Raw genomic sequence first — 16,235 nt, 5'->3', positions numbered from 1 at the left:
AAGGCGGAGGTGATGCTGGCTCCCCCTTCTCCCCCTGTGGGACCCACAGGGGAGAAGAGAAGACCGCTACGCCAGTTCTGCGGAATGGCTGACAGCAACTCCATATTCCGCAGCCGAGTCGAGCATCGTGTGCCAAAGGCTTTCGGCAAAGGTCGCAAACACCAGCAGATTGAACACCGCCAGCCCATCCGGACGATCGCCGCCGCGCCAGAGCGTGACGCTGGTGTGGTCCATCGAGGTTGCGGCGGCAGCGCCGATCGGAAATGCTCCCGCGTGCAGATCGATCGACGACAGTTTCACCAGCATCATCCGGGCCTTTGCTCCGGAAATGCTGATCATGGCGCGCGCATGCGACTGGTCGGACAGCGAGGCGGCACCGGACAATGCCGGCGCCAGCGTATCCATTGCGTGCTTGCCGCCCTTCGACAGGACGAAGAACTGATCCGGTCCCGACCAGATAAGCGTGGCCTCCTGAGCCTGTATCGCCTTCGGCGCATCCGGGGCCGCCACGTCGAAGCGGGCCATGGCCGCCTTTGCCAGTTCGGCCGCTTGGCCGCGCCGCGCCATCACCTGGATCAGGTCGAAGTTGCGTATCTCGGTCAGCCAAACGCCGGCCTCGATGCTGCTTGCACCATGCCGACCGGCGACCAGCGCGTGCTCGAGGGGGCTGCGGGGAGCCCAGGAAAACTCAGCCACGCTGGCGCCCTCCATCGGGATCGTAGAAGACGGGATTGCACAGCTCGACATCATAGTCCTCGCCGCGCAATGGGTCATGCGCGTGTACGATCTCGCCGATGCGCTCGCGGCCGCGTTCGACAAGTGCGAGCCCGATCCATTGGTCCGATGTCGGCGAGAAACAGACCGAGGTGACATAGCCCTGGTCGTTGCCGGGGCCAGGTGTCTGCCCTTTCGGAATGACGTGCGCGCCGGAGCGTAAGCGGCGGGCCTTGTCGGCCGGCTTGACGCCGACAACGACCTGGCGATCCGGCGCGACCAGCGCCTCGCGCCCCGCCATGACGCGGCCGATATAGTCCTTCTTGGTCGACATCATCTTGCCCAAGCCGAGATCGGCCGCCGTCGTCGTGCCGCTCAGTTCCGGTCCGGCGATGTGCCCCTTTTCGATGCGCATGACGCCGAGCGCCTCGGTGCCGTAGGGTGTGACGCCGAATGGCGTGCCGGCCAGCATCAGATTGCGCGCCATGGCGTCGCCGAAGCGTGCCGGCACCGAAATCTCGAAGGCCATTTCACCGGAGAACGAGATGCGGAACAGCCGCGCCTTGAGGCCACCGCGAAGGGCGACTTCGCGTGCGCCCATGAACGGGAAACCCTCGTTTGAAAGGTCTTCCGCCGGGTCGACGATCTCCCTGAGCAGGTCGCGCGTTTTCGGGCCTGCGATCGAGAATTGCGCCCACTGGTCGGAGACGGAGGTCAGTTGCACATCGAGGTCCGGGAACAGTACCTGCCGGCAGAATTCGAGATGCTGCATCACCAGGCCGGCCTTGGCGGTGGTGGTGGTCAGGAAATAATGATCCTCGGCCAGCCGCGACGTGGTGCCGTCATCGTAGACGATGCCGTCCTCGCGCAGCATCAGCCCGTAGCGGGCTTTTCCCACCGCAAGGCTGGAGAAGGTGTTGATGTAGACGCGGTCGAGGAAGGCGCCGGCATCCGGGCCATGCACGTCGATCTTGCCGAGCGTCGAGACATCGCAGAAGCCGACGCCGCCGCGCACCGCCTTGACCTCGCGGGTCACCGATTCCAGCCAGTCCTTTTCGCCGGCGCGCGGATACCATTGCGCACGCTTCCACAGGCCGGTGTCGACGAAGATCGCACCCTGTTCGGCCGCCCAGTGATGCGACGGCGTCAGTCTTGTGGCGTGGAAAGTCTCGTCGCGATGATGGCCGGCGAAGGCGCCTATGGCGACCGGCACATAAGGAGGCCGGTAGATCGTCGTCCCGGTCTCGGGAATGGAGCGGCCGCTGATCGCAGCCATGATGGCGAGGCCGGCGACATTTGAGGTCTTGCCCTGGTCGGTCGCCATGCCGAGCGTCGTGTAGCGCTTCAGGTGCTCGATCGATTCAAAGCCCTCGCGCTGCGCCAGTTCGATGTCGGAAGCGGTGACGTCGTGCTGGTAGTCGACGAAGGCCTTTCCCTTTCCGGCGACATGCCAGAGCGGTGTCAGTGAAAAGGCCTCGTCGTCGGCGACAGGAACGGCGCCCGCCATCCCATTGTGCCCCGCGTCACGCGCCGCGGCCATGCCGGCGGCAAATCCCTGGCTCAGGCAGGCGCCGAGCCCGAAGTCGCCGTTCGCGGCGCCGGCGGCAATCATGCCTGGAGGAACGCCGTCCGGCACGAAGGCGGCGATGTCGTCACGCCATTTCGGCCGTCCGCGATGATACGAGGTCAGCCCGACAGCCGGGTTCCAGCCACCGGAAACGGCGAGGCCGTCGGCTTCGACCTCGGCGCGAGCGCCGCCCGTCAGCGACACCGCGATTTTCCTGACGCCGCCCTTGCCGCCCTCGACACCACTGACGGAGCCGTGCAGCACCGCGAAGCCACCCCTGGAGGCGAGCGATCGGTGGGCTGGAGATACATCAGGGCGCGCATCGATGACCGCCGCGATCTGCAGTCCGGCGCCAAGCGCGGTCTCGACCGTGCGCCAGCCATCCTCATTGTTGGTGAACAGCGCGATGCGTCTGGCCGGCGTTGCAGCGTAGCGCGCGATGTAGGTTCGCATGGCGGAGGCCATCATCACGCCGGGCGTGTCGTTACCGGCAAAGACGATCGGCCGTTCGATGGCGCCGGCCGCGACGATGCAGCGCTTGGCCACGATCCGCCACAGGCGCTGACGCACCTGATGCTCGGGCGGCGACGGCAAATGGTCGTTGACCCGCTCGATCGCACCATACGTGCCGCCGTCGTAGACGCCGAACAATGTCGTGCGGGTCATGGTGCGGACGTCGGGCATATCAGCCAGTTCTGCCAATGACCGAGACAGCCACTCGGCTGCCGGCAAGCCATCGATCGTGCCGCCGTCCGACAGCAGACGGCTGCCAAGCGTGAAATCTTCTTCGCACAGGATGACGCGGGCGCCAGAGCGGCCGGCGGCCAATGCCGCGGCCAGACCGGCCGGACCTGAGCCGGCGATCAGCACATCGCAGTGTGCCCAAGCCTTGTCGTAGTGGTCGGGATCGGCGACGCCGGCGGCGCGGCCAAGGCCGGCGGCACGGCGGATCGCCGGCTCATAGATCGCTTCCCAAAACTTCGCCGGCCACATGAAGGTCTTGTAGTAGAAGCCGGCGACGAAGATCGGCGCGAACAGCTGGTTCACAGACATTACATCGTGGCGCAGCGACGGCCAGCGGTTCTGGCTCGCGGCTTCCAGCCCGTCATAGAGTTCGGCCGTGGTCGCCTTGGTGTTCGGCTCGCGCCGAGCGCCTGTGCGCAGTTCGACCAGCGCGTTGGGCTCTTCCGAGCCGGTGGTGAGGATACCGCGCGGGCGATGGTATTTGAACGAGCGGCCGACCAGCTTGACGCCATTGGCGATCAGCGCCGAGGCCAGCGTGTCGCCCTGGAAGCCGGAGAAAGCCTTGCCGTCGAAGCGGAAGGTGAGCCGCGCCGAGCGGTCGATGAGACCGCCGGATGTGAGGCGATGGGATTGGGACGACGTCACGACTGCCGGCCTTCCGTGAGTTCGATGAAATGCGAGACGGTTGCGCCGCCTCTTACCCTCCCCCTTGTGGGGAGGGTCGCTGCGCAGCAGCGCGGTGGGGGTGCGGCACCGCCCCCCACCCGGACCTGCGGTCCGACCTCCCCACAAGGGGGAGGTGGAGCGCTGGCGCTTTTCGCGACGGCTATGGTCTCGACAGGAAAACTCATTTCGCGACCTGCCTCGCCCCAGCGCCGGTCGCCGGCTCTACCGCCGAAATTTCGTGCGTCAGCGTGTTGCGGGTGACATTCAGCCAGGCCCGGCAGCCGTCGCCATGGTACCAGTATTCGCTGGTTTGCCCGGCGACGTTGTCGCGCAGATAGACATAGTCGAAGACCTCGTCTTGTGAGGCGCCGGCTTCGGGCCGCACCGGCTTGGCGTCGCCGAGATAGGTGAACTCGCCGAGTTCACGTTCGCCGCAGAAGGGACAGACAATGCGCATGCTGTTCTAGACCGCCTTCAATGCAGGTTCGGTTGGGCGCCCTGGCCCTTTTCGTCGATCATCGCACCAGTCCGGAACCGGTCGAGGCGGAACCTTGCAGCTTCTCCGTGCGATTCATCGCGGGCCAGAAGGTGGGCGAACACGAAGCCCGAGCCCGGCGTCGCCTTGAAGCCGCCATAGCACCAGCCGGCGTTGATGTAGAGCCCGTCCACCGGGCTCTTGTCGATGATCGGCGAGCCGTCCATCGACATGTCCATGATGCCGCCCCACTGGCGCAAAAGACGCACACGGCCGATCATCGGCATCAGCGCCATACCGCCCTCGCAGACGTCCTCCATCACAGGCATGTTGCCGCGCTGGGCGTAGGAATTGTAGCCGTCTATGTCGCCGCCGAAGACCAGGCCGCCCTTGTCGGATTGGCTGACATAGAAATGGCCGGCGCCGAAGGTCATGACGCCGGGGATAAGCGGCTTGATCGCCTCGGAGACGAAAGCTTGCAGCACATGGCTTTCGATCGGCAGGCGCAGGCCGGCCATCGCCGCGACGCGCGACGAACTGCCGGCGACGGCCATGCCGACCTTACCGGCACCGATTTTGCCACGCGATGTCTCGACGCCGGTCACCTTGCCGTTGGCATCACGGGTGAAGCCCGTCACTTCGCAATTCTGGATGACGTCGACGCCGAGCGCACTTGCCGCATGTGCATAACCCCAGACCACCGCATCGTGGCGCGCCGTGCCGCCGCGCCGCTGCAGGAGCCCGCCTTGCACGGGAAAGCGCGCATTATCGAAGTTCAGGAACGGTATCATCTTCCTGACCGCGGCGAGGTCGAGCAGTTCGGCATCGATGCCGTTGATGCGCATCGTGTTGCCGCGCCGTGCATAGGCGTCGCGCTGCGCGTCGGAGTGGTAGAGGTTAATGACGCCGCGCTGGCTGACCATCGTGTTGTAGTTGAGGTCCTGCTCCATCCGCTCCCACAGCTTCATCGACAGTTCGTAGAAGCCGGTGTTGCCGGGCAGGCCGTAATTGGAGCGGATGATGGTGGTGTTGCGGCCGGCATTGCCGGAGCCGATCCAGCCTTTCTCGAGCACGGCGACGTTTCTGATGCCGTACTCGCTGGCCAGGAACCAGGCGGTTGCCAGCCCGTGGCCACCGCCGCCGATGATCACCACGTCGTAGTGATCCTTCGGCGTGGCGTCGCGCCATGTGCGTTGCCAGTTCTTGTGGCCGGAAAGGGCGGCGCGGACGAGCGAGAAGATAGAATATTTCATCAATTCATTCCGAGGCCGCTCGCACCACGCAGGTTGTTAAATATCCAGCGTGTGGTCGCGCTCCCATTGCGTGAAGTGCGAAGCATAGGAATTCCATTCCTGGTGCTTCAGCTTTAGGTAGGCCGACGAAAATTCCTCACCCAGCGCCGCCTTGAGCGATTTGTCGTTGTCGAACTCGCGCAACGCATCGAGCAGGTTAAGCGGCAGCTTCGGCGCGCCCTCCACCGTATGGCCGTGCTGGTACATGTCGATGTCGTAGCGCCTGCCCGGATCGGCTTTCGAGCGGATGCCGTCGAGGCCGGCCGCGATGATGACCGCCTGCAGCAGATAAGGGTTGGCGGCACCATCCGGCAGGCGCAGTTCGAAGCGGCCGGGACCGGGCACGCGCACCATGTGGGTGCGGTTGTTGCCGGTCCAGGTCACCGTGTTCGGTGCCCAGGTGGCACCCGAAATGGTGCGCGGCGCGTTGATACGCTTGTAGGAATTGACTGTCGGGTTGGTGATGGCGGCCAGCGCGGAGGCATGCTTCATGATGCCGCCGAGGAAATTCCTGCCCTTCGCCGACAGGCCGAGTTCCATCGCATTGTCGGCGAAGACGTTGGTCTTGCCGGCCTTGTCCCACACCGAGATATGGGCATGGCAGCCATTGCCGGTCAGTCCCTGGAAGGGTTTGGGCATGAAGGTGGCGCGCAGGCCATGCTTTTCCGCGATCGACTTGACCATGAATTTGAAGAAGGAGTGCTTGTCGGCGGTCGCCAACGCATCGTCGAAGGCCCAGTTCATTTCGAACTGGCCGTTGGCGTCCTCGTGGTCGTTCTGGTAGGCGCCCCAGCCGAGCGCGAGCATGTGGTCGCAGATTTCCGCGATGACATCGTAGCGGCGCATCACCGCCTGCTGGTCGTAGCAAGGTTTCGACGCCGTATCGTATTCGTCGGAGATCGTCTTGCCGTCCGGGGAAATCAGGAAGAACTCGGCCTCGACGCCGGTCTTGACATGCATGCCATCACTGGCGGCTTCCGCGACCAGCCGCTTCAGCGTGTTGCGCGGCGCCTGGTCGACCTCCTTGTCGTCCATGATGCAGTTGGCTGCGACCCAGGCCACCTCAGGCTTCCACGGCAGCTGGATGACCGAAGTCGGGTCCGGCACCGCCAGCATGTCGGGATGCGCCGGCGTCAGATCGAGCCAAGTGGCGAAGCCGGCAAAGCCGGCGCCATCCTTCTGCATGTCGGCGATCGCCTGCGCCGGCACCAGCTTGGCACGCTGGCCACTGAACAGGTCGGTGTAGGAAATCATGAAGTATTTGACGTTTTTCGCCCTTGCGAATTCAGCAAGATCAAGTGTCACCGCAGTTCCCCATTTTTTGTCGATTGTTGGCTCCAGAGCATGTGGGCTTCGGCCCTTCGTTGATCAGAAGCCGTTCTTCCCCGGTATCCAGTTGGTGCCGGCCAGCGGCACGCCGGCCATGGCGGCTGCCTCGATCGTCAGCGCGACAAGGTCCTCGGGCTCGAGATTGTGCAGGCTGTTCTTGCCGCAGGCGCGCGCAATGGTCTGCGCCTCGAGCGTCATCACCTTGAGGTAATTCGCCAGCCTGCGTCCGGCGGCGATGGGATCGACCCGCTTCATCAGTTCCGGGTCCTGCGTGGTGATGCCGGCCGGGTCGCGCCCCTCGTGCCAATCGTCATAGGCGCCGGCCGTGGTGCCGAGTTCGTTATACTCCGCCTCCCAGTGGGGATCGTTGTCGCCGAGCGCGACAAGGGCAGCCGTGCCGATCGAGACCGCATCGACGCCGAGGGCCAGCGCCTTGGCGACATCGGCGCCGTTGCGGATGCCGCCGGAGACGATCAGCTGCACCTTGCGGTGCATGCCGAGATCCTGCAGCGCCTGCACGGCCGGCCTGATGCAGGCAAGTGTCGGCTGGCCGACATTTTCGATGAACACTTCCTGCGTCGCGGCGGTACCGCCCTGCATGCCGTCGACGACGACGACATCGGCGCCGGCCTTCACGGCAAGCGCAGTGTCGTAATAGGGCCGCGCGCCGCCGACCTTGACGTAGATCGGCTTCTCCCAGTCGGTGATTTCACGCAGTTCGAGAATCTTGATCTCGAGATCGTCGGGTCCGGTCCAGTCCGGGTGGCGCGAGGCGGAGCGCTGGTCGATGCCTTTCGGCAGCGTGCGCATTTCCGCGACGCGATCCGAGATCTTCTGGCCAAGCAGCATGCCGCCGCCGCCGGGCTTGGCGCCTTGGCCGACGACCACCTCGATGGCATCGGCCCGGCGCAAATCGCGCGGGTTCATGCCGTAGCGGGAGGGCAGATATTGATAGACCAACTGCTTGGAATGGCCGCGCTCCTCCTCGGTCATGCCGCCATCGCCCGTGGTGGTCGAGGTGCCGGCCAGCGTCGCGCCGCGCCCAAGTGCTTCCTTAGCAGGCCCCGACAGCGAACCAAAGCTCATGCCGGCGATGGTGATCGGGATCTTCAGCTCGATAGGCTTCGTGGCGTGGCGCGAACCCAGCACCACGCTGGTGTCGCAGCGTTCGCGATAGCCTTCGAGCGGGTAACGCGAGATCGAGGCGCCGAGGAACAGGAGGTCGTCGAAATGCGGCAGCTTGCGTTTGGCACCGCCACCACGGATGTCATAGATGCCGGTCGCCGCGGCACGGCGAATTTCGGAAAGCGTATAGTCGTCGAAGGTCGCGGATTTGCGCGGCGTCGTCGGCGGGTTCCTGTAGGTCATGCTGCCTCAATACGCGTCGGCGTTGTCGATATTGAAATTGTAGAGCGTGCGCGCCGAGCCGTAGCGCTTGAATTCCGAGGGATTGACGCCGGTGACACCGGCGCGGTCGAGCAGGCCCTGCAGCAATTCCAGATGCTCGGTCCGCATCTCCTTGGCAATGCAGTCGGCACCCAGGCTGTCGACCTTGCCGCGCACGAACAGCCGCGCCTCGTAGATGGAATCGCCCAGCGCGTCGCCGGCGTCGCCAAGCACCACCAGATTTCCGGACTGCGCCATGAACGCAGACATGTGGCCGATATTGCCGTGAACGACGATGTCGATCCCCTTCATCGAGATGCCGCAGCGCGACGAGGCGTTGCCCTCGATGACCAGCAGGCCGCCCCTGCCGGTGGCGCCGGCATACTGGCTGGCGTCACCCTTGATGGTGATCGACCCCGACATCATGTTCTCGCCGACGCCGGGACCCGCCGAGCCATGCACGGTAATCGTGCTGCCGGAATTCATGCCGCCGCAGTAATAGCCGACGCTGCCGCGCACATCGATGGCGACAGGCTGGTCGACGCCAACGGCGACCGAATGACTGCCTTTCGGATGGAGCACCTCCCAGGCTGTTTCATTCGAGCCGGGAGCCAGATTGTGAAGTGCCTGGTTGAGTTCGCGCAGCGACAGCTGATCGAGATCGAAGACCCGAGGGTCGTGCGCCGTCATCTTTGAAAGGTTGATTGCCGGCATGAACTCAGTGCTCCCAGAAATAGACGGTTGCGGGCTCGGGTTCCCAGACCCTCGCATTGTCTATGCCGGGCAGTTTGGTCAGCGCGCGATATTCCGAGCCGAAGGCGACATACTGGTCGGTCTCGGCCATCACGGCGGGCTTGCAGGCGATCGGGTCGCGCACCACGCCAAAGCCGTTCTTGGTGCCGACGACAAAGGTGAAGAAGCCGTCGAGATCGGAGAGCGTGCCTTCCAGCGCCTCGCCGAGATTCTTGCCATGCGCCATCTGCGACGAGAGATAGGCGGCGGCGACCTCGGTGTCATTCTCGGTCTCGAAAGTCATGCCTTCGCGGATCAGCTCGCGGCGGACATTGTTGTGGTTGGAAAGCGAACCATTGTGCACCAGGCACTGGTCGGCGCCGGTCGAGAACGGATGCGCGCCCATCGTCGTCACTGCCGATTCCGTCGCCATGCGGGTGTGGCCGATGCCATGCGTGCCGGTCATCTTGCGAACATCGAAGCGATCGACGACGGCCTCGGGCAGGCCGACTTCCTTGTAGATCTCGACAACGTCGCCGGCGCCCATGATGCGGATGTCGGGGCGTAGCGCCTGGATGGTTTCGCGCGCTTCGTCGATCTTGGCAGGCGTGGTCCTGACGACCGCATGGGTGGATTTCACCGCGATCGTCACCGGTGTGCCGATGGCCCTGGCGAGTTCCGCCTCGAGGCCGCGGAAATCGCGCTCCGGCTTGGCTGACTGGATGGTGATCTTGGCCTCGTTTTTGGAAGGCGCGCCATAGATGGCGATGCCGGCGCTGTCCGGGCCGCGATCGCTGAGCGAGATCAGCATCTGCGACAGCATCGCCCCAAGCTGGGGTTCCAGCGCCTTGTCTTTCAAAAACAGTCCGACAATCCCACACATGTCAGCCTCCCAACGTTTGTAACTATGAGATGATGTATCGAATGCGTTGGCAAAATTCAATGCTATGAAAAAAATTTTCCTCTGATTACGTGCGTGGCGTAATGCCGCCATGCGAATTATCGCTGCCCGTCCGCGCATTGTGAACCCATTTGGCGGTGCGGATGCGGGCGATCTTGTAGGCGTCGAGGATCGACAGGGCATAGATCAGGAAGCCGCCGGCATGGCGGCCGACGAAGCTGGCATCAGGCGGCGCGATCTTGGCCGTGACCCATGCCAGGATCACCATGAAGAAGAGGAACTGCAGGCCGCGCACCGGCACGCCGAGAATGACATGTCCGCTTGCCGGCAGCATGATTGCGGCGCCGAGGACCAGATAGGGATTGGTGGGTGCGGGGATGGAACTGGTCATGCGGCCTGCCGTTCGGTTTTGTTGATGGCGTCGCGCAGCGCCGACACCGATACCAGCAATCTTTCGATCAATGCTGGATCGAGTGTGGTGCCGCCAAATTCGGCTTGCCGGAAAACGCCGTAGCGTGCCCGTTCGGCCTCGGCCAGCAGCCAGACGATACGCACTCCGTTCGGGGTGATCAGCAGTTCCTTGGCGCGGCCCTCGGCAAAGATCTCGATATGGCTGGCGATGAGGCCCTGGGGAAAGCGCGCCGCCCTGCGGTCGGTGCGCAGCACCGCCTCGGCAGGAAATCCCGGGGCCTTCGGCAGCGTATGCTCAAGGTGATCGAAATTGGAGAAGGTCGTCGGCGAGCCCGGCCGCATCATCATGTCGAACGTAGCTGGCACCGCCACCGCTTCGGTGACCGAAACACTGAGCCAGCGCGCCGGCAGTTTCCGCGTCGCCAGCGTATCGACGATGGTGCGTACCTGCACGCGCCGGCCTCTCCATGATCCTTGCCAGGTGATGACGCCGGCGGTGCCGTCCGAAACATCGGCTGCGTCGGCGATGACTGTGCGGACACGGCCCTGCTCGACGGCGAGCGCAGCCGAGGCCCTTTTGCGGCCGATGCGCGCCAGCCAGGCAAGGTGGAGGACGAGAGCCAGGACAATGGCCCCGGCAAGCAGTGCTGGTGTCACCTCGGACATTTTCTCATGCCGGGCCCGCCCGGAGTCCGGACAGGCCTGCTCCCATCAATACCCCTGCGGCTTCGGCCACGGCATGGTGAACTGATCGCCGCGCCGCACGAATCTGTACCGGTAGAAATGGAACCACAGCGAGATCAAGAAGTAGAAGGCGACCATGGCGATCAGCTGCGAACCGAAGCCGAGGAAGATGGCGAAGAAGGTCACCACGCAAAGGCAAAACAGCACGACGGCCGGGATCGGATGGAACGGGTGCGTGTAGCCGCGGCGGATAGAGCCCAGCGGCCACTTCTTGCGGAACATGACGATGTTGATGCTCATGAACGTGTATTGCAGCACGCCTGACAGGATCGAGAAAGTGATCGCCTGGTTGAGGTCGGCGATGAAGGCGAAGGCCAGCGCGATCGGCAGCAGGAACAGGATCGAGCGGTAGGGCGTGCGATATTTCGGGTGCACGGCCGAGAACCAGGTCGGCAGATAGCGGTCACGGCCGAGCGAGAACCAGGCGCGCGCCGCATCGTTGATGCAGCCATTGGCCGAGGCCAGCGCGGCAAGCAGCGTGGCGACGAACAGCAGGTTCTCGAGCAGCGGACTGCCGGTCAGCTTGCCCGCGTCCCACAACGGGTAATAGGTGATGCCCAGATATTCCCACGGCATCATCGAGGCGCAGACATACCAGGTCATGGCGGCGGCGATCAAAAGCGTGATCATGCCGGCCATGGTGCCGTAAGGCAGCGAGCGGGCCGGCGAGCGCACTTCTTCGGCGGCCTGCGTGGTGCCCTCGATGCCGAGATAATACCAGATGCCGAACTGGAAGGCGGCGATGACACCGATCCAGCCATAGGGCAGGGCATTGCCGGGGGTGACCAGTTCGTTGAGCTTCAGCACGGCGCCCTGCGTCCACGGGCTGACCGAGAAGAACAGGATGACGATCGAGATATAGGCGATTGCGGTGATGACGAAGTTGACGTTGAGCGTCATCAGCACGCCACGATAGTTCAGCCACGCCAGCACGACGATGGTCGCGGCGATGAAGGAATTGTGGGTCAGCCCTTCGACCCCTGCCTTGGCGACGATGGTGTCGCCGAGCAGGATGGCGTCGGACACTTCGAGCATGGTGTAGGCAAAGACCAGGAACAGCGCGACATTGAACGCCATCAGCGGTCCGACAATGTGCTTGGCCTGCGCATATTGGCCGCCGGCGGCGGCGACGGTCGATGTCACCTCGGAATCGATCATCGCGACCGAGGTGTAGAGCAAACCGACAACCCAGCAGACGATCAGTGCTGCCAGCGCGCCGCCCTTGTCGGCGGCAAAGTTCCAGCCTGTGAATTCGCCGACGAGAACGATGCCGACGCCAAGCGCCCAGACATGGGCCGGGCCAAGCACGCGCAGCAGGGAAACCCTGTCTCCGTGGATTGCCGGTTCAAGTGTAACCGTCATTGTTCAATCCCCACTCAGATCCGGTGTTTTTCGGAAACGGCTTCCAGTTCACCTTCGCGCGACGAGGTCAGCACCTCTTCGGAGAAGGTCGTGTCGACCTTGAACCAGTCGTAGAGCATCCACAGGGCAAGCACGATCGAGATGCCCCAGCATGCGTAAGAGAGTACCGTCCACATGGTGCGTGCCCCAATTTTGTCGTCGAAGCTTTTACTTGTCGTCGAATTTTTCGTTGATGACGTCGCGATATTCGCGGTCGGATGCGCGAAACAGGAAGACGAAATAGCCGATCAGCACCGCGGCCATGATAATCAGCGTCGGCCAGTCGATGACATAGTGGAAGCGGTTCTGGATGATGTCATGCGCGGTCTCGGGCGTGTAGCCGAGCTTTTCCCAGATCGAGGCCATGGTCGGGTTCTGGCCAAGCGCTTCCCACGTCTTGGCGTCGAGCGCGTCGATCGATTTTGCCGCACCGGCAAGGCCCAGCTTGAGCGGCAGCCACAGTGCCACGAAAATGGCGACCACGACGACGGCGATGTCGAAAACCTGCCCGGCCTTGCTCTGCTCCGGTGGCGTGTAGCGCGGCATCTCTTCTACCCCTCAGGACTTGCGGTTGCGGAACGCGTCGGCGTTCTTGATATCGAGCCCGTAGATGAATTCCTTGTCTTCCTTGTAGTGCTTGACCATCGCCAGGATGGCGGCCGTGTTGAAGATCAGCACGGCAGCGGCGGCGGCGGCGACGACCGCCTTGATCCCCGTGTTCGGGACGTACGGCCACGTCATGAAGAGGACGAAGAGGATCGTCGCCCACAGGCACACGATCAGGAGCGCGGACCCGCGCACGTCGGAACGGTACAGCGCTTCGATGCGCCGGTGCATGTCTGACATCGGTTTTCCCCTTTTCCCAACGTTCGACCCCGAATTGGCCGCTCGCCGCCCTCTTTCAAGAGAGTGAAATTTTTTTCATAAATTCCGTCCGAATCCCGCAATTGTCAAGCGCGATTTACGCCGGGTTAACCGTTTGCTTCGCGCAACGGATTTTGCCTCACAATGAAATTAATTGCTTATGGGTATTGCGGCGCCCTGACGTTTGCGGTCAATATTCGGCCAAAGCTCCCGCCGCTGCGCAGGGAGCGGGGAACGGCAAAAGATTTTTCGAAGCGGAGGACGTGCGGATGACGGCATCCTGGAGATTTTCGGCCCTGGCGGATCGCCATCGCGCGCTCGGCTCGAAGCTCGAAGACTGGAGCGGCATGGGAACCGCCTGGAGCTACGACAAGAATGCCGACGAGGAGTACATCGCCATCCGCACCAAGGCTGGCCTGATGGACGTCTCCGGCCTCAAGAAGGTCCACATCACCGGGCCGCATGCCTCGCACCTGATCGACCTGGCGACGACGCGCGATGTCGAAAAGATCTATCCCGGCAAGTCGGCCTATGCCTGCATGCTGAACGAAGCCGGAAAATTCACCGACGATTGCATCCTCTACCGCACCGGCCCCAATGCCTGGATGGTCGTGCACGGATCGGGCACCGGCCACGAGGAATTGCAGCGCGCTTCGGTAGGACGCGACGTCTCGCTGCGCTTCGACGACAATCTGCACGATCTGTCGCTGCAGGGCCCGACATCGGTCGACTATCTGGCCAAGCATGTGCCGGGCATCCGCGACCTCAACTATTTCCACCACATGCAGACGCAGCTGTTCGGCTTTCCGGTGATGATTTCGCGCACCGGTTACACCGGCGAGCGCGGCTACGAGATCTTCTGCCGCGGCCAGGATGCCGGCACGATCTGGGACAGGATCCTCGACGAAGGCAAGAGCGCCGGCATCATTCCGTGCCGCTTCACCACGCTCGACATGCTGCGCGTCGAAAGTTACCTGCTCTTTTCTCCCTACGACAATTCCCAAAAGTATCCGTTCGACAATGAAGGCCCCGGCGACACGCTGTGGGAACTCGGCCTCGATTTCACCGTCAGCCCTGGCAAGACGGGCTTTCGCGGCGCCGAGGAGCACTACCGCCTGAAGGGCAAGGAGCGCTTCAAGATCTATGGCGTTCTGCTTGACGGCAAGGAGCCCGCCGATGAAGGCGCGCCGGTCTATCGCGACGGAAAGAAGGTCGGCTTGGTGACCTGCGCCATGTATTCGCCGCTGGTCGAGAAATCGATGGGCATCGCCCGGCTCGACGTCGATTGCGCGGTCAAGGACACCAGGCTCGAAATCCGCAACAAGAGCGGTGCCATCAAGGCGACTGCGCAGCCGCTCCCTTTCGATGATCCCAAGAAGACAAAGCGCACGGCGAAAGGTTGAGGCATAGTCAACGGCGAGGGGTTCGAGGCACGAAGACTTAAATGGCAGCCAAAAGCATCATCAGCCGGCCGGTTTACGGAACCTTGGGTCCGCAACCGGGCAAGCATCATCTATTTATCGCGGATGCGGAAGGGGCGCTGGCGATAAGGGACATGGCCGGCAGCGCGCCGGCCGGGTTCTTCGACGGGGCCGAAATCGTCTTTATTCCTGGCTCTGACGGTAAACACATCGCCGCGCTCGAAATGCTGAAACCGGCACAGTTTCATCAGGCCCCGTCCTTCGCCAGCCTGCTGCCACGGCTCAGGCAGACACTCGCCAACGCGCATATGGGGCTGCGCCTCTATCTCGCCGGCACAGAAGGCCTGATCGGCCAGGCGATGCAGGTGGCGCTTGAAGCCGGCATCGACCACACCTCGATCCAGACCGAGCACCGCGGCTCGCTGGCGCGGCGCATGCAGTGCGTTCACTGCAAGGGCATCACCGAGAATGTGACGACGCAGCCGGCGACCTGCGCGCATTGCGGGCTGCTGCTTCTGGTGCGCGATCACTATTCCCGGCGCATCGCCGCCTTCCAGGGCGTCTGCATCAATGCGGAAGATCGCTCGGAGATTCCTCCGATGGAGGAGGTCTTCCGATGAGCATCGGAACAACAAAACTCGACGTCGTCGTCAGCGATGTCGTCCCGGTCAACGACCTGGTCACCCGCTTCCATTTCCGTCGCCGCGACGGCGAGCTTTTGCCGATCTTTTCCGGTGGCGCCCATGTCGTGGTCGAGATGCGCGACGGCGAGCGCACCAGGCTCAATCCTTATTCGCTGATGGGCTCGCCGCTCGACACCCGCGAATATACGATCTCGGTGCGCCGCGACGATGTCGGCCGCGGCGGCTCGCTGTTCATGCACAGGCATGTTCGCCCCGGCATGGAGATGGTGGTCAGCTACCCCGTCAACCTATTCTCGCTTGACCTGCGCGCCAGGAAGCACCTGATGCTGGCCGGCGGCATCGGCATCACGCCGTTCATGGCGCAGACCGCGCAACTGGCGGCCGAAGGCGGCAATTTCGAGCTGCACTACACCTGCCGCACCGCATCGCTCGGCACCTATGCCGATGTGCTGCGCGAGCGCTACGGCCGTCGCATCAGGCTCTATCACGACGATCGCGAGGAACGCATCGAGCTCGACCGCTTGCTGTCGACGCAGCCGCTCGGCACGCATCTCTATGTCTGCGGCCCGGCCGGCATGATCAATTGGGTGCGTGACCGCGCGGCAAGCCTCGGCTGGCCGACGGAGACCGTGCATTTCGAGCATTTCGCGGCCCCCCAGCCCGGGCTGCCGTTCGACGTGACGCTTGCCGTCAGCGCCAAGACGATCCGTGTCGATGAGCAGCAGAGCCTTCTCGAGGCGATCGAGGCGGCCGGCGTCGATCCACCCTATCTCTGCCGCGGCGGCGTCTGTGGCCAGTGTGAAACCAACGTCATCTCTTCGGACGGCAGGTTCATCCACAACGACCACTGGCTGAGCGAGGAAGAGCACCGTTCGGGCAAGAAGATCATGCCGTGCGTGTCGCGCTTCGAGGGCCGGTCGCTGGTCCTGGAGCGCTAGGAGAAA

Annotated in this window: 17 protein-coding genes; 3 read left to right on the top strand and 14 right to left on the bottom strand. The window is 63.5% G+C overall.

What is annotated here, in order from left to right:
* Positions 1-66: 66 nt before the first annotated feature.
* From NKJ90_RS26155 to NKJ90_RS26090, 14 genes are all read right to left on the bottom strand, one after another.
* A complete protein-coding gene (locus NKJ90_RS26155) occupies positions 67-696 on the bottom strand; it encodes a sarcosine oxidase subunit gamma (RefSeq protein WP_023759003.1) in 630 nt (209 codons plus the stop codon).
* Positions 689-3,670, bottom strand: coding sequence for a sarcosine oxidase subunit alpha (locus NKJ90_RS26150; RefSeq protein ID WP_352487134.1), 2,982 nt, complete (start codon positions 3,668-3,670; stop codon positions 689-691). The genes NKJ90_RS26155 and NKJ90_RS26150 overlap by 8 nt, the downstream gene beginning before the upstream one ends.
* A gap of 202 nt (positions 3,671-3,872) precedes the next feature.
* On the bottom strand, positions 3,873-4,148 hold the full coding sequence (locus NKJ90_RS26145) for a sarcosine oxidase subunit delta (protein ID WP_023759005.1): 276 nt from the start codon (positions 4,146-4,148) through the stop codon (positions 3,873-3,875).
* Between the two features lie 17 nt (positions 4,149-4,165).
* Complete coding sequence (locus NKJ90_RS26140; RefSeq protein WP_023759006.1) at positions 4,166-5,419, bottom strand: sarcosine oxidase subunit beta family protein; 1,254 nt, start codon at positions 5,417-5,419, stop codon at positions 4,166-4,168.
* A gap of 36 nt (positions 5,420-5,455) precedes the next feature.
* Positions 5,456-6,763 (bottom strand): type III glutamate--ammonia ligase, encoded by a 1,308-nt coding sequence (gene glnT, locus NKJ90_RS26135; RefSeq protein ID WP_023759007.1) that lies wholly within the window; start codon positions 6,761-6,763, stop codon positions 5,456-5,458.
* A 63-nt stretch (positions 6,764-6,826) separates the two neighbouring features.
* Positions 6,827-8,155 (bottom strand): FMN-binding glutamate synthase family protein, encoded by a 1,329-nt coding sequence (locus NKJ90_RS26130; protein WP_023759008.1) that lies wholly within the window; start codon positions 8,153-8,155, stop codon positions 6,827-6,829.
* Between the two features lie 6 nt (positions 8,156-8,161).
* Positions 8,162-8,887 carry a GltB/FmdC/FwdC-like GXGXG domain-containing protein gene (locus NKJ90_RS26125; RefSeq protein WP_023759009.1) on the bottom strand — a complete coding sequence of 242 codons (726 nt, stop codon included), beginning with the start codon at positions 8,885-8,887 and terminating at the stop codon, positions 8,162-8,164.
* 4 nt (positions 8,888-8,891) lie between these two features.
* Positions 8,892-9,788: a class II glutamine amidotransferase gene (locus NKJ90_RS26120; RefSeq protein ID WP_023759010.1), complete on the bottom strand. Its 897-nt coding sequence runs from the start codon at positions 9,786-9,788 to the stop codon at positions 8,892-8,894.
* Positions 9,789-9,873: 85 nt separating this feature from the next.
* On the bottom strand, positions 9,874-10,197 hold the full coding sequence (locus NKJ90_RS26115) for a hypothetical protein (RefSeq protein WP_023759011.1): 324 nt from the start codon (positions 10,195-10,197) through the stop codon (positions 9,874-9,876).
* Positions 10,194-10,883, bottom strand: a complete 690-nt coding sequence (locus NKJ90_RS26110; RefSeq protein WP_023759012.1) for a hypothetical protein — start codon at positions 10,881-10,883, stop codon at positions 10,194-10,196. The genes NKJ90_RS26115 and NKJ90_RS26110 overlap by 4 nt, the downstream gene beginning before the upstream one ends.
* 45 nt (positions 10,884-10,928) lie before the next feature.
* Positions 10,929-12,323 carry an APC family permease gene (locus NKJ90_RS26105; RefSeq protein WP_023759013.1) on the bottom strand — a complete coding sequence of 465 codons (1,395 nt, stop codon included), beginning with the start codon at positions 12,321-12,323 and terminating at the stop codon, positions 10,929-10,931.
* A 14-nt stretch (positions 12,324-12,337) separates the two neighbouring features.
* Complete coding sequence (locus NKJ90_RS26100) at positions 12,338-12,499, bottom strand: hypothetical protein (protein ID WP_023759014.1); 162 nt, start codon at positions 12,497-12,499, stop codon at positions 12,338-12,340.
* A 31-nt stretch (positions 12,500-12,530) separates the two neighbouring features.
* Positions 12,531-12,908, bottom strand: a complete 378-nt coding sequence (locus tag NKJ90_RS26095; RefSeq protein ID WP_023759015.1) for a hypothetical protein — start codon at positions 12,906-12,908, stop codon at positions 12,531-12,533.
* 12 nt (positions 12,909-12,920) lie between these two features.
* The gene (locus NKJ90_RS26090; protein ID WP_023759016.1) at positions 12,921-13,208 is read right to left on the bottom strand and encodes a hypothetical protein; all 288 of its coding nucleotides are present in this window, start codon (positions 13,206-13,208) and stop codon (positions 12,921-12,923) included.
* A 287-nt stretch (positions 13,209-13,495) separates the two neighbouring features.
* On the opposite strand from NKJ90_RS26090, the gene NKJ90_RS26085 reads away from it, so the two are divergent.
* From NKJ90_RS26085 to NKJ90_RS26075, 3 genes are read left to right on the top strand one after another with little or no spacing between them, the layout of a single operon-like run.
* Positions 13,496-14,629: an aminomethyl transferase family protein gene (locus NKJ90_RS26085; RefSeq protein ID WP_352487132.1), complete on the top strand. Its 1,134-nt coding sequence runs from the start codon at positions 13,496-13,498 to the stop codon at positions 14,627-14,629.
* 41 nt (positions 14,630-14,670) lie between these two features.
* The gene (locus NKJ90_RS26080) at positions 14,671-15,267 is read left to right on the top strand and encodes a dimethylamine monooxygenase subunit DmmA family protein (RefSeq protein WP_023759018.1); all 597 of its coding nucleotides are present in this window, start codon (positions 14,671-14,673) and stop codon (positions 15,265-15,267) included.
* Positions 15,264-16,229 carry a PDR/VanB family oxidoreductase gene (locus tag NKJ90_RS26075; RefSeq protein ID WP_031260149.1) on the top strand — a complete coding sequence of 322 codons (966 nt, stop codon included), beginning with the start codon at positions 15,264-15,266 and terminating at the stop codon, positions 16,227-16,229. The genes NKJ90_RS26080 and NKJ90_RS26075 overlap by 4 nt, the downstream gene beginning before the upstream one ends.
* Positions 16,230-16,235 lie beyond the last annotated feature (6 nt).

Source organism: Mesorhizobium sp. M0051 (assembly GCF_040323235.1).
Classification (GTDB): domain Bacteria; phylum Pseudomonadota; class Alphaproteobacteria; order Rhizobiales; family Rhizobiaceae; genus Mesorhizobium.
The sequence above is the reverse complement of the archived record's forward strand: the minus strand, read 5'-3'. Positions and strand labels throughout refer to the sequence as shown.

What these genes read in the sequence shown, in the direction of transcription:
- NKJ90_RS26075 (WP_031260149.1), top strand. Translation starts at nt 15,264, where the DNA reads ATGAGCATCGGAACAACAAAACTCGACGTCGTCGTCAGCGATGTCGTC.
- NKJ90_RS26090 (WP_023759016.1), bottom strand. Translation starts at nt 13,208, where the DNA reads ATGTCAGACATGCACCGGCGCATCGAAGCGCTGTACCGTTCCGACGTG.
- NKJ90_RS26130 (WP_023759008.1), bottom strand. Translation starts at nt 8,155, where the DNA reads ATGACCTACAGGAACCCGCCGACGACGCCGCGCAAATCCGCGACCTTC.
- NKJ90_RS26140 (WP_023759006.1), bottom strand. Translation starts at nt 5,419, where the DNA reads ATGAAATATTCTATCTTCTCGCTCGTCCGCGCCGCCCTTTCCGGCCAC.
- NKJ90_RS26080 (WP_023759018.1), top strand. Translation starts at nt 14,671, where the DNA reads ATGGCAGCCAAAAGCATCATCAGCCGGCCGGTTTACGGAACCTTGGGT.
- NKJ90_RS26105 (WP_023759013.1), bottom strand. Translation starts at nt 12,323, where the DNA reads ATGACGGTTACACTTGAACCGGCAATCCACGGAGACAGGGTTTCCCTG.
- NKJ90_RS26100 (WP_023759014.1), bottom strand. Translation starts at nt 12,499, where the DNA reads ATGTGGACGGTACTCTCTTACGCATGCTGGGGCATCTCGATCGTGCTT.
- NKJ90_RS26110 (WP_023759012.1), bottom strand. Translation starts at nt 10,883, where the DNA reads ATGTCCGAGGTGACACCAGCACTGCTTGCCGGGGCCATTGTCCTGGCT.
- NKJ90_RS26145 (WP_023759005.1), bottom strand. Translation starts at nt 4,148, where the DNA reads ATGCGCATTGTCTGTCCCTTCTGCGGCGAACGTGAACTCGGCGAGTTC.
- NKJ90_RS26085 (WP_352487132.1), top strand. Translation starts at nt 13,496, where the DNA reads ATGACGGCATCCTGGAGATTTTCGGCCCTGGCGGATCGCCATCGCGCG.
- NKJ90_RS26125 (WP_023759009.1), bottom strand. Translation starts at nt 8,887, where the DNA reads ATGCCGGCAATCAACCTTTCAAAGATGACGGCGCACGACCCTCGGGTC.
- NKJ90_RS26095 (WP_023759015.1), bottom strand. Translation starts at nt 12,908, where the DNA reads ATGCCGCGCTACACGCCACCGGAGCAGAGCAAGGCCGGGCAGGTTTTC.
- NKJ90_RS26115 (WP_023759011.1), bottom strand. Translation starts at nt 10,197, where the DNA reads ATGACCAGTTCCATCCCCGCACCCACCAATCCCTATCTGGTCCTCGGC.
- NKJ90_RS26120 (WP_023759010.1), bottom strand. Translation starts at nt 9,788, where the DNA reads ATGTGTGGGATTGTCGGACTGTTTTTGAAAGACAAGGCGCTGGAACCC.